This window comes from Aliivibrio sp. 1S128, from assembly GCF_001691065.1.
In the GTDB taxonomy this organism is placed as follows: domain Bacteria; phylum Pseudomonadota; class Gammaproteobacteria; order Enterobacterales; family Vibrionaceae; genus Aliivibrio.
In genome coordinates this window covers 35,502-49,847 of sequence record NZ_MAJV01000091.1, presented here as the reverse complement: position 1 = coordinate 49,847, position 14,346 = coordinate 35,502, and the positions used below count along the sequence as shown (strand labels likewise).

The window sequence follows — 14,346 nt, the reverse complement described above, 5'->3', positions numbered from 1 at the left end:
TGTAAATACAAAAAGGTCAGCATACGCTGGCCTTTTTTGATCTTTAAGAAACAGTCTTTAGAACGCTTCGCTTCGAGGGACTAGAGATTAGGGACGAGTAAGAGCTAAAAGCCCAAAGCAATCCCCCTGAACCCTGCAAGCGAAGCGATCTGAACCCTGCTCTTCCTAGCCCCTAAAAACTAGTCCTGCTTCCACCACAATTTCAGCGTACACATATACCCTCAATTAAAATTCAAACCTACAGCTGTGCGCCCAATTAACACATCCGACCAGATGAGTACAGAAATATCACCTAAAAATGACCTTTTTTTCAGAAAAAAGCACTTAAAACTCGAATAAATCAATTTTTTGTTTGAAGTTTTTACTCTAAAACGTATTATCCACTCCTACTTATTACCACCAATTTCAGCGTACACTTGTACCAATATGGAAAATTCAATGAACAATAATAAAAATCGCCTATCTCTTGCCATCGCACTTGGTCTATTAGGCTCAGTAGCAAGCACAAATTCTATGGCAGCAGGCTTCCAATTGGCAGAGTACTCAGCAACAGGTTTAGGCCGCGCATACGCAGGTGAAGCTGCTATCGCTGATGGTGCTGACGCACAATGGCGCAACGTGGCAATGCTAACGTACTTAGAAGGGACTCAAGTTTCGGTTGGTGGTATTTATGTAAACCCAAACATTGATGTTGAGGGTCAATCGAGCATGAGCGCAACTTCAACAAAATCTGAAGACTTTGCACACGATGCATTTATCCCTAACTTATACGTTTCTTATCGTGTGAATGAACAGCTAGCAGTTGGTTTTGCGGTTGGTACTAATTACGGCATGGAAACAGATCTAGGAGCTGACTTCACAGGTACAAACCATGGTAATGAAGCGAGCGTAATTACCAAAGAAATTAACGTAAACATGGCTTACCAAATCAACCAACAATTTAGCGTTGGTGGTGGTGTTCGTTATGTGATCGCAGAAGGTAGCTTTGGTGCAACAACACCAAATGAAACAAATCTAGGTCCTCTTGGAAAAGCACCTAAGGGCACAACATTAAAGTACATGGAAGGCACAGATGAGGCTTGGGGATGGCAAGTAGGTACAGCTTGGCAAATTAATGATGCTAACCGCATTGGTTTTAGCTATAAATCTGAAGTGAAATTAAACCTTGAAGGTCATGCAGAAGGGTTTGCTTTTAATGAAATTGGTCCCGGTTTCTTAAATGATTTTTATAGCAAGGGTTCGATGGCTTTAGCATTACCTGCAACGGCAGAGTTAGCTAGTTTCCACCAACTAAATGATAAAGTTGCTATTCATGCTAGCTTTAACTGGACTGATTGGAGCAGCTTTGAAAAACTAGATGCTGAAATGCCAAATCGTCCAACAGATACGATAAAACATGAAAACTGGGAAGATAATTACCGTCTAGCATTTGGCGGTACTTACACCCTTAATCAAAAAGTAACGCTACGTACTGGTGTTGCATATGATACTTCTGCGGTAAGTGAAGAGCACCGTACAGCAACAATCCCAGAAACTGACCGCTTATGGTTAAGCATGGGTGCAGGTTATGCATGGTCTGATAATTTAACTCTTGATGCTGGCTTTACTTACATCTTCGCTAAAGATGCAAAAATGCATGAAGATGATACTTCATCTTCACTATTTGGCGGTGAATTTGAAGGCGAAACCACTGGTAATGTATGGCTAGTTGGTGTTCAAGCGAACTACCGCTTCTAATAAATACATAGAACCAAACAGAATGGCGCTCATCTTATGATGAGCGCCATTTTTTTATCTCTAAAAAGAGCCTACGCTTTCTCTCAATGCTTATTGAGTAAAATATAAACATCTCGCCTATTTTTTACGCATGTCACAAATAATTCTCTTGGATACGGATGTCTAGTAAATGTGCCTTTTATCCACTCTTAATTAACTCTAATGCAGACTACACTGTCCGTTAACTACAGCATACCAATAAATAATCGGTAGAGAATTTAATATTATTTATCAACATCTTAACTATTATTTAATTCTAAAAAACACTTATTTACATTCAAAATAAAACGACGAACTCACCTTTTCATGAAAGTTAATTCCATGACTATGGTTTATTGCATTAATCATTAAGTAAGGAAGCTTTATGTCTTTAAAAGCTAAGTCATCTCGACTCGCGTTAGTTATACTCGCTGCATTATCTTCTCAGAGTGCGTTCGCAGAAGAAAAAAATCAGCTCACTATTGTCTCCGATTTCTATCCCGTGCTTATTCGTAACTTTAACCCGTACTTATCAACAAATTTACGTACAACAACCGATTTTGTTTACGAACCTTTGGTTATTTTTAATCAAATGCATGGTAATAAACCGGTAATGCGTCTGGCAAAAAACTACTACATGTCAGAAGACTTAACTCAGGTTACTTACGAAATACGTGAAGGCGTAAAGTGGTCGGATGGAAAACCGTTCACCGCTGAAGATGTTGTTTATTCTTTTGAATTAATAAAAGCAAAACCAGAATTAGATCCCCGTGGTATTAACCGTTGGCTGAAAAATGTTCGCCAAGAAGGTAATAACGTTATTTTTGATTTAACCGAAGCACATTCAAATTTACCTTATGAAATAGCCAACATTCCTGTCGTTCCTAAGCATATTTGGAAAGACATTAAAAACCCTGAAAGCTTCACTAATGAAAATCCTGTTGGTTCTGGCCCTTTTACTGAAATAGACACTTTTACTCCTCAGCTTTATGTTCAATGTCGAAACCCACACTACTGGGATAACGATAATTTAGAAGTGGACTGTTTACGTGTGCCACAAATTGCGAATAATGACCAACTATTAAGTCGCATTATTAAATCTGAACTTGATTGGTCTGCTGCCTTTATCCCAGACATTGATAGCACTTACGTCGCTAGAAATAAACACCATAAATATTGGTACCCTGCCGCGAGTGCACAAGCATTTATGTTGAACTTTAAATCGCCAAAACCGGGGAACCATGAAGCGATTAACAGCGTTGATTTCCGCCGTGCTTTCTCTATGTCTATTGACCGACAAAAAATCATTGATATCGCTTTTTATGGTAATGGCGTTGTGAATGACTACGCATCAGGTCTTGGTGAAGTATTTAAGTTCTGGGCAGATAAAGACATTTACAACAAATACAAGGGCTACAACACCTACAATGTGGCAGGTGCAAAAGCATTACTTGAGGAATCAGGGTTTAAAGACATTGATGGTGATGGATTCGTTGAAACACCAACAGGTAAGCCTATTTTACTAGAGGTTCAATCCCCTAACGGTTGGACTGATTTCAATAACACCGTACAACTTGGTGTAGAACAACTTCGCGCCGCTGGAATTAACGCAACAGCCCGTACCGCTGACTTTGCTGTCTATAACAAAGCGATGGTCTCTGGGACTTATGATGTAGCCTACACCAATTACTTTAACGGTGCCGATCCTCATCCTTATTGGAACAGTGCATACCACTCGCGTAATCAAGCTGGCGGAAACATGCCACGATTTGCGATGCATTTCTTCAAAGACACTCAATTAGATACGCTATTAGATAAATTCTACAAAACCGCAAGCATTGAAGAGCAACAAAATATTGCTCATCAAATTCAACAAATTATTGCTGAAAATCAAGTAACGGTTCCTGTTATGTCTGGCGTAGATGTTTATCAATTTAATGAAAGTCGTTTTACTGGATGGTGGAATGCTGAAAATCCAAAAGGCCGACCATTGTCATGGGCTGGTGTTCCTGAGCGCTTACTTCATGTTCTTGATTTAAAGCCTAGAACATAACTTAAACCTCAAGTAACACTGCGTTAAAACACACCTAGCAGCATGAAGATTTCACCATTTCATGCTGCTCTCAAGTTTATTTTCATTACTTTTAATAGGAATAGGTTATGAGCTTTTTCGTACGTCGACTTTTCTTCTACTTTCTAGCCTTAATTTTTGCTGCAACGCTAAATTTTATTTTACCTCGGGCAATGCCGGGTGACCCAGTCACTATGATGTTTGCTAACGCCATGACTTATGTAAGTCCTGAACGTATTGATGCAATGAGAAAATTATTAGGCTTCGTCGATGCCCCTTTATATGAACAATACTTTACTTACTTGTCTAATATTTTCACTTGGAACTGGGGTACCTCTATTAAATTCTACCCAATATCCGTAACGGATTTACTGGGTGGAGCCATTGGTTGGTCACTATTTTTAACTGGAACTGCCGTTATTCTTTCATTCTGCATTGGTTCTGTTCTTGGTATTTTTGCTGCTTGGCGACGCGGTAGCCGTTACGACACAATAGTTTCGCCAGCGATGCTTGTAGTGCAGTCCATTCCATCCGTGGTGGTTGCCATGTTGGTCATGTTTATCTTTGCGGTTGGTTTAGAGTGGTTCCCTTCGGGTAATGCTTATACTTCTGGCGATACTCCTGACTGGTCTAGTTGGGCATTTTATAAAGATGTACTTTACCACGCAGCTCTTCCTCTTTTTTGTGCCACCATCACTCAAATTGGTGGATTCTTAATCAGCATGCGTAACAACATGATAAACCTTCTTAATGAAGATTTTATTACCATGGCAAAAGCCAAAGGTCTGACTGAGAATCGCGTTGTTTTCAATTACGCAGCACGTAATGCCATGCTACCAAGTGTTACTGCATTATCGATGGCACTTGGTACCGCAATCAGTGGTCAATTAATTATTGAAATGATCTTTAACTACCCAGGATTAGGCACCGTTTTATTAAATGCAATTCATGCCCGAGACTACCAAGTATTACAAGGGCAATTGCTTCTTATGACTCTATTCATGTTGTTCTTTAATTTTATGGCCGACATCTTCATTGTCTTTTTAGACCCTCGTTTACGTAATGGAGAAAAATAAAATGAAATCTTTATTTGCATTACTTACCCGCAATCCTAAAGCTCTGTTTGGACTCTGTATTTTATTGGCCTTTGTTTTTATCGCGATTTTCGCGCCACTATTAACAAAGCATGCACCGGATGTTGGGGCGGGAAATCCACATGAATACCCTTCTTTTGTTGTAAAAGCGGCACAAAACAATCCAGATGGTTGGATTGCAACACACCTTGCAACCAACAAACGTACCTTAATGATGTCAGAAAAAGCGGATCACGTATTAGGCACTTCTCGTATGGGCCGTGATATTTGGTCTCAGTTTGTTTATGGCACTCGCACCTCTTTGGCTGTTGGCTTTGGTGCAGGGATCTTAGTGTGTCTTTTGGCAACATTTATTGGGGTGTCTGCGGGGTATTTTGGGGGGCGCGTCGATGAAGTTCTAACCGCAGCGATGAATATTATGCTTGTGGTTCCTCAGCTTCCTTTACTGTTTATTATTGCCGCTTTTATTGGGCAAGCAGGCCCAACAACCATTGCCATTGTTATTGCAATTACCTCCTGGGCATGGGGAGCTCGAGTCGTAAGAGCACAAACTTTATCTCTACGTGAAAAGGAATTCATTCGTGCGGCTGAACTATTAGGTGAGTCTTCTTGGCGCATCATTTCTGTCGAAATCTTACCGAACTTAATTTCAATTGTAGGGGCCAGTTTTATTGGCTGTGTATTACTCGCCATCATGACCGAAGCCAGCTTATCTTTCCTTGGATTAGGTGACCCTAATGCCATTAGTTGGGGCGTAATGCTATATAACGTACAAACCTCTTCTTCTATGCTGATCGGCGCATGGTGGGAAATTTTAACGCCATGTTTGGCTCTTATCTTCATTGCTCTTGGTTTATCTTTATTAAACTTTGCGGTTGATGAAATCGCAAACCCTCAACTTAGATCTCACAAAGGAATGCGTCGTTGGGAAAAAGCGGTAAACCAAGCTCATTCAGCAGCCCCTGAAACTGCTTTTCCACCGCATATTGAGAGAGGAATACAATAATGACTGACCCACAAATTTCTATCCGCAATCTATGTGTGGATTACATTACTGAATCAGGTGATGTACGTGCTGTAAACAATGTGAGTTTTGACATCGGTAAAGGTGAAGTCTTTGGTTTGGCGGGTGAATCAGGATGTGGTAAATCAACCATTGCATTCTCTTTAATGCGCCTGCATAAGCCGCCTGCATTCATCACTGGTGGTGAAGTTATATTTGATGGACAAGACATTTTAAAATACAGCGATCCTCAAATGCAGGCTTTCCGCTGGAGTAAAATGTCCATGGTATTCCAAAGTGCCATGAACGCATTGAATCCTGTACTTCCTATGGAAGAGCAGTTCTGTGATGTGATCATGCGCCACACCACCATGACCCGCGAGCAAGCGGTTGTTCGTGCTCAAGGTTTATTAGAAATCGTTGATATTCACCCGAGTCGTTTAAGCGATTACCCTCACCAGTTCTCTGGTGGTATGCGTCAACGCTTGGTTATTGCTATTGCATTGGCGCTAAATCCTAAAATGATCATCATGGATGAACCAACAACCGCACTGGATGTTGTTGTTCAACGTGAAATTTTACAGAAGATTTATGCGCTTAAAGAGGAGTTTGGTTTTTCCATTCTCTTCATTACGCACGATTTATCATTAATGGTTGAGTTCTCAGATCGCATAGGGATCATGTATTCAGGTGAATTGATTGAAGTGGCTTCGTCAAAAGAGATCCTTACCTCACCTTACCATCCATATACGAAAGGATTGGGAAGCTCATTCCCACCGTTAACGGGACCAAAAACCAAATTAACCGGGATCCCTGGGAACCCTCTTAATTTATTAGAAATCCCACAAGGTTGTCGCTTTCAATCTCGTTGTACCAAAACTCAAGATATATGTTTTAAACAAGCGACACAGATATGTGAAATTGAAGCTGGCCACTTTTCAAATTGTCACTTATATACTCAACCTCAGTATTCGGAATCATTATGAGCAACAAACTTGGCAAACTATTGATTGAAGGTAAAAATCTCGTTAAAGATTTCCCTGTTAGCAGTCACACACTTAAAAATCCAATGATGCGTGCAATCAACGACGTGTCATTCAAAATGTACAAGAGTCGTGGTCTTGCTGTTGTTGGTGAATCAGGTTCTGGCAAGTCCACCACAGCAAAAATGATCGCAAAAATGTACGCACCAACAGACGGCCTTATCCAATACAAAGGCCGTGATATTCAAGAGATCGTTAAGAAAAATGATCTCATGAAATATCGTGAAGGCGTGCAAATGGTATGGCAAGACCCATTCGGCTCTTTGAACCCAACTCATAATATTTTTCATCATATTGCCCGACCACTTATTATTCATAAGAAAGTGACTCCGGGTAATCAAAAAGAACTAGAGGATCGTGTTCATGATCTTCTAGAACAAGTGGGCTTAATCCCACCAAAAGAGACCGCGGCTAAATTTCCCCACCAACTCTCAGGTGGCCAACGTCAACGTGTCAATTTAGCTCGTAATATCGCAGTTGGTGCAGAGGTGGTATTGGCTGATGAACCCACATCAATGTTGGATGTGTCTATCCGAGCTGGTGTTCTTAACCTAATGGAAGAGATGAAGTTTGAGAAAGAAATGTCTCTACTTTACATCACTCACGACATAGCGACTGCTCGTTATATCGCAGAAGACCTCGCCGTTATGTATGTAGGACACATGGTTGAATGGGGCGATACAGACGATATTATTCATGATCCTCAGCACCCATATACTCAATTATTAGTTTCAGCAGTACCCAATCCAAGTAAATCGATTCATACCAAATTGAAAGGCAATAAAGGGGAAATACCACTTTGGACACCAGAATCAGTAGGTTGTCCATTTGCGGGGCGTTGTACTCACGTAACAGAAAAATGTAAAGAACGTATGCCTGGCGTAACGACACTGTCAGACAATCATTTTGTACGTTGTTATTTATACGAATAATTAAAAAGGATTTTCCATGCAACATTTTACATTCATACGCACGACTGATTCTGAACATCGCATTGTTAAAAACATACAGATAAATTGTGGTTCAACTAAAGATCTTGAAATTGACCGTGATACTTTAGAGTGCGATGGACTCATTACTCTAAGTACGTACACCATTGCTAACATTCAAGATATCGGGCACCTTATTGCGACGACATTTAAAACGGCAACAGAATTAAATCTCTTCTTAAATGACGATGTGTTATCTCTGTTCCAATCCGAGATTTGGATGAAATGGCTTTCTTTTGGCTTATCACTTTCGGTTTATCGCTATAAGCACAATAACAGTCCAAAATTAGCTCCTACATTGGCTATATTTGCGTTGAATAGTTCATCATCTTCTCTTTTATCTGCTTTTTCACAAGGTCAATCTTTAGCAAAAAGCCAATTAATCTCACGCGAGTTAATGAATAAACCGGGGAATGTCCTTTACCCTGAAAGTTTTGTTCACGCTGTTGAAGATCTTGCCATTAATAATGTTTCTCTTTCCTCTCTTTCTGGGGAAGACATGTTAACCCAAGGTTTTGGCGGCTTAATGGGGATAGCTCAAGGCAGTGATAAAGACGCTCGACTTTTATGCTTGGATTATCATCCTAAAGACCCCCTATCAACGGTAGTTCTTGTCGGTAAAGGGGTTACGTTTGATTCTGGTGGTATCAGTATTAAGCAACCTCGCTATATGAGTACGATGAAAGTAGATATGGGTGGTGCAGCTGCGGTTGTGGGTGCCCTTAATGCCATTGCTGAACAAAAGCTACCAATAAGAGTGATTGGTTTGTGTGGTTTAGTTGAAAATATGCCTTCAGGCAATGCCGTTAAACCTGGCGATGTCGTAACTATGCTTTCAAACACCAGTGTTGAGATTATTACTACAGATGCAGAAGGTCGTATGGTGTTAGCTGATGTTCTTCATTATGCACAAGACACTTACAATCCAGACTATCTTATTGATATTGCAACCTTAACTGGTGCAACCGGAATTGCATTAGGCAAAGAATATGCGTCATTAATGGGAAATGATGACTCATTAATGACTATCGCCAAAGAAGCCGGAAAATCATGTGCTGAAGCGTTATGGCAAATGCCAACCGGTGGATTATATGAAGTTGCATTAAAAAGTGATTTTGCAGATTTACGTCATGGTAGCGAAGAGCCCGATGGCAGCGCTTGTGTGGCAGCAACGTTCTTAGAGCACTTTGTCGCACCGACGCAAAAATGGATTCATATTGATTCAGCGTCTATGTCATTAGGGATGACTCACCGTCATATTCACCCTTGTGCAACCAGTGGATTTGGAGTGCTGTTACTTTCTCAAATTTGTCAGCATATTGCTCAACAATAATTCTCTTTATCATAAATATAATAAGGTATTCACTATATGATCTTACTCGCTAACTCCGAAGCATTCCCTGGAATTGAAGAATCAGCTCGCCGTCTACAAGCACAAGAAGATGGCTTATTATCGCTGATTGAAGGCATTAAAATTGTAGAGTTAGACCCTAGAGTTCGTACTGTAGGTTACGGTGGTTGGCCTAACGTACTTGGGGAAATGGAATTAGACGCCTCTGTTATGGATGGTGACAGTTTACGAACGGGGGCTGTTGGTGCGTTGAAAGGGTATATGCATCCTGTTGATGTTGCTTACCAAGTAATGCAAAAGCTAAATCATGAAATTTTGGTTGGTGAAGGTGCGGCTATTTTTGCGAATGAAGTAAATGCCGTTGCCGGTGACAACTTAATTGAAGATTCTAAGCAAGTATGGTGGGAAAAACTCGCACTTGCCATGACAGAAGAAGAGCAAAAAGCGTTCCCTAACGTCCCTTTAGCACCACTATCTAATAATGCTACCGACCCTGAACGTGTTCGTGATACGACGGTATTTTTATCATCGGATCATCAAAGTAAAATCAGTGCGGCAACATCAACTTCTGGTTGGGCTTGGAAATACCCAGGACGTTTAGGTGATAGCCCAATTATTGGCGCAGGATCTTACGCGGATAGCCGTTATGGGGCTTGTGCTTGTACTCATACTGGTGAAATGAGCATCCGTTGCGCTACTGCTCACTCTGTTATCCTGTATATGAAAATGGGAATGTCATTAGACGAAGCGGTGTATGAAGCGATTAATGATCTAACTTACCTCAAAGATGGCTACACCGAAGGGGTTACCATTCATGCGATTGATAATAAAGGCAATCATAAGGTAGTCAGCTTAAATTGCCCGGGAAATATCACTTATTGGTTCTGGGAATCCGGCATGGATAAACCTGAAGAACGCCAAGCCGAAGTTATTATGACAAAATAAAATCGAATTATACGCTGCTATTTTACAAAGCCAGAGAGATCATCTCTGGCTTTTCTTATGTGACCACACTTGAATTGCTCGATTAAAATATCATGTAACGGCGTTAAACGTTTTTACTGTGTTTTTTACATGATAAGATCTAATATAAATCTAACTAAGTATTTATCCATTCTTACTTATTAAGACCATCGGTTTTCATATTTACTCTGATAGCATATACCGTATTTTATTGAGCTTATCTAAGGGACTTACTATGTTTTCATCACTTAGAACACAACCTTTCCTCGCGACTCTCACTTCACTGTATTCGTGTGTTTTCCTTTTCTCTGCTTTTAGCCCTGTATCAAGAGTCGTTTGGATTGCAGAAATCTTACCTGCATTATTTATTCTAGCCGGTATTTTATATATGAGCACACGTTTTAAGTTTAGTAAAACGGCGTATGCATTAATGTTTATCTGGCTAATTTTGCATACCATGGGATCTAAATATACGTTTGCCGATGTACCTTTTGATTGGTTTAATGACTTAATTGGATCTGAGCGTAATAATTTTGATCGCGTCGCTCATTTCTCTATTGGTTTTTATGCTTATCCTATTGCGGAATACCTAATTAAAACCAAGAAGTGCTCTGCACCACTCGCGATGGCATTTGGTTTATTTACCCTAATGAGTGTGGCTGCCGGCTATGAAATCATTGAATGGTGGTATGCGGCAGTTGCTGGTGGTGAAGAAGGGATTGCCTTTTTAGGCTCACAAGGGGATATTTGGGATGCTCAAAAAGATATGTTGTGTGATACCTCAGGGGCGTTAGTCGCTTTATTATTGATGGTAACCCAACGTAAAAGTAACTAGTTTCAGGTTTCAGGTTTCAGGTTTCAGGTTTCAGGAGAATAGTCACTCCTGAAACCTGAAAATATCATATTATTCGTCTATTTCATCGAGATAATCATCAAGATCGCCTTCAGCTTCTAAGTCTACTTCGGGTTCAACTTCTGCTTTAAAATCTTGGCGTTGTAAATACACATCACGCGTTAATACGTATGGATCAGGTGATGCTTCTAACATAGGTTCTTGCGAGATAAGCTGAACGCGAGATTCCATGCCCTCTAAACCCCACTTCCCTAAACCTTGCCAAAAGTTTAAATAAGATAACGGCATGTAAAGCCCATCAACAAAGTCCCCTGCTTCACGCAATGTCCATGGTCCATATCCAGGTAACATAAAGTAAGGCCCATTACCGACACCATAATGACCAAGTGCATCACCAAAAGATTTACTGTCTGGTTTATTGATGTCCGCCGCACTGGCAATATCAATTAAACCGACTAAACCTAGCGTTGTGTTTAACCAAAAGCGATTAAAATGCACCAATGCGACTTCACCATTACCCATCAACAGATTATTTATCATGCTTGATGGTTCATCTAAATTAGCTAAGAAATTGGCGATACCCATCCGAACCGGCGTGGGTGTGTAATCGACATAAGTAACAGAAACTGGACGCACTAAATAGGGGTCTAATATATCGTAGTTAAGATCCCACATGGTACGGTTAAATCCCTCTAAGGGATCCCCATGATGAGAGTCATCATATTCAACCACTACGACTTCGGTTGTTTCTAATTCATCATTGTCTTGCTTTGGGGTTTGAGAACACCCTGCAATAAAAAACAATAATGAACAAGATATCCATATTCTTTTAAGCACAATACACCTTGCCTAGCTTTTATTAATATTATTATAGTTTATATGTAAAAAAACGGGCAGAAGCTAAATGCTCCTACCCGCCGTAGTATGCCACTTGTTAAGAGATATTAGTATTGCTTATCAATCTCAACAGATACATTTTTACCTAATGTACTTACTGTGCTTTCACCATACCAATCGCCCTCTTTAGTCGATACATTACCATCTTGATCGATACGAGCTCGAACAATAAAGTTAGGCATATCAGACAGTTTACGCTGCTCAATCATATTGTTGTCATCTGACATCATGATTTTAAGCGGGAAACGACTTAATGGGATACGAGCTGCGGCTACAGGCATTGCTGACCCATCAGCAGGATGGATGGATACAATCACAACACCTTGCGAAGGTAGCGTTACATTGCTGCCTAGGTTAATCGTAATCGGTACTTGCTTATCTAGGCTCGCTTCTGGGTTAATCTTAGATTGAGCACGCTCAATACTACGAGTCAACATTTCATAGCGAGAATCATCAGGACCAATCAGCATTTGCATTGCTTTCCATGCTGAAACGGCACCTTTATAATCTTGACGCTCAAACGAACTGAACGCTAATAACGATAATGCACGTAAGTTGGTTGAGTCACTACGAAGTACTTGTTTTAGCATTTTCTTAGCTTGTTCTGCTTTTGCATCATCACCCGAAAGCATTAACGCTTGAGCATAACCCAATTTAATCTCAACGTTTGTTGGTTCTAGTGCATACGCTTTTTTCATCGCACCTACCGACGTATCGATATCTCGATTTGACATACCAATACGACCCAATAGGAACCAACCCATCGCGTCTTTTGGTTCATTATGTAATTTAGTACGTAATGCCAATGTTAGGTTTGTCATTTCTGAATCGCTAAGAGAAACGCCTTCAGGGTTCATTAATTGCTTAGACAGTTCAGGTAAGCGTGCACTTACTTCTTGCCATTTTTCAATCTTATCGATATTGCCAAACTTAAAGTATAAACCGTAAGTAATTACAATAAAGATAATGACAGAAGGCAGGATAAACAATCGTGCATTTAGGTTATCTTGCTGTGCTTTTTCTTTCGCTGGAATGTCATCAAGCAATGATTGTTTTAGCTCTGTAATTAACTCATCTTGATTATTTACTAGGCCTTCGGCATCTTCTTCTTTCAGTTCAGCTAAGCGATCTTTATAGAACGCTTTGTTCAATTCATCTCGGCGGGCTTCATCATCTTGCTCTCTTGCTTTCCATAAAGGAAGAACGATAAATACCACACCAACAAAAATTAGGGCTAAGGTCGAAATCCAAAACAAAGTCATTTGTTTACCTTCCCATCTTCATTGTTATTCTCATCTAATAGTGCGTTCAAACGTTCTTCATGTTCGTTATCCCACTCTTCTGAATTCGCTTCTATCACGGTTTTACTCTTTCGGCTACGAAGGACAATAAAACCAAAACCAAACACAAGTACACCTAATGGCCCTAACCATAAAATTAATGTGCCTGCGGTTAATGGCGGATCGTAAGTTACGAAATTTCCGTAACGATCAATCATATAAGCAACGATTTGTTCGTCTGTTTTTCCAGCTTTCGTCATTTCATACACTTTATGGCGCATGTCTTGAGCAAGCTCAGCACTTGAATCAGCAATGTTATTGTTCTGACACTTAGGACAACGCAGTGTTTGTCCTAGTTCTTTAAATTGCTGTTCTTGTTCTGGTGAATCAAACTTATATAGGTCAATCGTTGCATAACTTGCTTGCACCGCAAAGAAACTCAATGCGATGGCAGCAAAACTACGAAGACCCCATTTACGTAAGCTATTGTTCATTATTTAGCCTCCGCAACAAGTTGATCGTACATTGGTTTTAATACTTCATTCCAATTGCGATCATTCACATCACCAACGTGACGGTAACGAACAATACCATTGCTGTCGATTAAGAAGGTTTCAGGTGCGCCGTACACACCCAAATCCATACCTAGCATGCCATCACCATCAAATAGAGTGATTAGATACGGGTTACCAAGCTCTCTCAACCATTGAACCGCACCCGCTCTCTCATCTTTGTAGTTCATACCGATGATCTTAACGCCCTGAGTTGCAAGGGTATTTAGATATTGGTGTTCTGCATAGCACGTTGGACACCACGTCGCCCATACGTTTAATAGTAAAGGTTCACCCTTAAAGATGTTTTGATCATACAATTTACCTTCTTCCGCCAAATCTTCTAAGCGAAATTCTGGTACGTGCTTACCAACTAACACTGACTCGAGTTTGGTTGGATCATCACCATTTGAGTTACGTGTTAACTGAGTAGCAAACACGGCAACTAAAATTAAAAACAGAGCTAGAGGTGCAAATAAAAAGTTCTTATTCATGA

The 14,346-nt window shown here is 40.3% G+C and carries 13 protein-coding genes; 9 read left to right on the top strand and 4 right to left on the bottom strand.

Annotation, left to right across the window (positions count from 1 at the left end):
• Window positions 1–438 precede the first annotated feature (438 nt).
• The 9 genes from A6E03_RS10465 (at window position 439) to A6E03_RS10425 (ending at window position 11,104) form a co-directional block, all read left to right on the top strand.
• Entirely contained in the window at window positions 439–1,737 is a 1,299-nt protein-coding gene (locus A6E03_RS10465; RefSeq protein ID WP_065600827.1) for an outer membrane protein transport protein, read from the top strand.
• Between the two features lie 403 nt (window positions 1,738–2,140).
• Window positions 2,141–3,808 carry an ABC transporter substrate-binding protein gene (locus tag A6E03_RS10460; RefSeq protein ID WP_065600826.1) on the top strand — a complete coding sequence of 556 codons (1,668 nt, stop codon included), beginning with the start codon at window positions 2,141–2,143 and terminating at the stop codon, window positions 3,806–3,808.
• A 107-nt stretch (window positions 3,809–3,915) separates the two neighbouring features.
• Window positions 3,916–4,902 (top strand): ABC transporter permease, encoded by a 987-nt coding sequence (locus A6E03_RS10455; protein ID WP_065600825.1) that lies wholly within the window; start codon window positions 3,916–3,918, stop codon window positions 4,900–4,902.
• Window position 4,903: 1 nt separating this feature from the next.
• Window positions 4,904–5,926: an ABC transporter permease gene (locus A6E03_RS10450; protein ID WP_065600824.1), complete on the top strand. Its 1,023-nt coding sequence runs from the start codon at window positions 4,904–4,906 to the stop codon at window positions 5,924–5,926.
• Window positions 5,926–6,909, top strand: coding sequence for an ABC transporter ATP-binding protein (locus A6E03_RS10445; RefSeq protein ID WP_065600823.1), 984 nt, complete (start codon window positions 5,926–5,928; stop codon window positions 6,907–6,909). The genes A6E03_RS10450 and A6E03_RS10445 overlap by 1 nt, the downstream gene beginning before the upstream one ends.
• On the top strand, window positions 6,906–7,898 hold the full coding sequence (locus tag A6E03_RS10440; protein ID WP_065600822.1) for an ABC transporter ATP-binding protein: 993 nt from the start codon (window positions 6,906–6,908) through the stop codon (window positions 7,896–7,898). The genes A6E03_RS10445 and A6E03_RS10440 overlap by 4 nt, the downstream gene beginning before the upstream one ends.
• A 16-nt stretch (window positions 7,899–7,914) precedes the next feature.
• Window positions 7,915–9,288: a leucyl aminopeptidase family protein gene (locus A6E03_RS10435; protein WP_065600821.1), complete on the top strand. Its 1,374-nt coding sequence runs from the start codon at window positions 7,915–7,917 to the stop codon at window positions 9,286–9,288.
• Window positions 9,289–9,324: 36 nt separating this feature from the next.
• Window positions 9,325–10,251, top strand: a complete 927-nt coding sequence (locus A6E03_RS10430; RefSeq protein WP_065593769.1) for a N(4)-(beta-N-acetylglucosaminyl)-L-asparaginase — start codon at window positions 9,325–9,327, stop codon at window positions 10,249–10,251.
• A gap of 253 nt (window positions 10,252–10,504) precedes the next feature.
• Window positions 10,505–11,104 (top strand): DUF2238 domain-containing protein, encoded by a 600-nt coding sequence (locus A6E03_RS10425; RefSeq protein WP_065600820.1) that lies wholly within the window; start codon window positions 10,505–10,507, stop codon window positions 11,102–11,104.
• 69 nt (window positions 11,105–11,173) lie between these two features.
• Here the strand turns inward: A6E03_RS10425 and A6E03_RS10420 are convergent, their stop codons facing one another.
• The 4 genes from A6E03_RS10420 to A6E03_RS10405 form a co-directional block, all read right to left on the bottom strand.
• Complete coding sequence (locus A6E03_RS10420) at window positions 11,174–11,959, bottom strand: MlaA family lipoprotein (protein WP_065600819.1); 786 nt, start codon at window positions 11,957–11,959, stop codon at window positions 11,174–11,176.
• Between the two features lie 107 nt (window positions 11,960–12,066).
• Window positions 12,067–13,281: a c-type cytochrome biogenesis protein CcmI gene (gene ccmI / locus A6E03_RS10415; RefSeq protein ID WP_065593772.1), complete on the bottom strand. Its 1,215-nt coding sequence runs from the start codon at window positions 13,279–13,281 to the stop codon at window positions 12,067–12,069.
• Window positions 13,278–13,793 carry a cytochrome c-type biogenesis protein gene (locus A6E03_RS10410; RefSeq protein WP_065593773.1) on the bottom strand — a complete coding sequence of 172 codons (516 nt, stop codon included), beginning with the start codon at window positions 13,791–13,793 and terminating at the stop codon, window positions 13,278–13,280. The genes ccmI and A6E03_RS10410 overlap by 4 nt, the downstream gene beginning before the upstream one ends.
• The gene (locus A6E03_RS10405; protein WP_065593774.1) at window positions 13,793–14,344 is read right to left on the bottom strand and encodes a DsbE family thiol:disulfide interchange protein; all 552 of its coding nucleotides are present in this window, start codon (window positions 14,342–14,344) and stop codon (window positions 13,793–13,795) included. Before A6E03_RS10405 ends, A6E03_RS10410 begins: the two co-directional genes overlap by 1 nt.
• Between the last annotated feature and the right edge of the window lie 2 nt (window positions 14,345–14,346).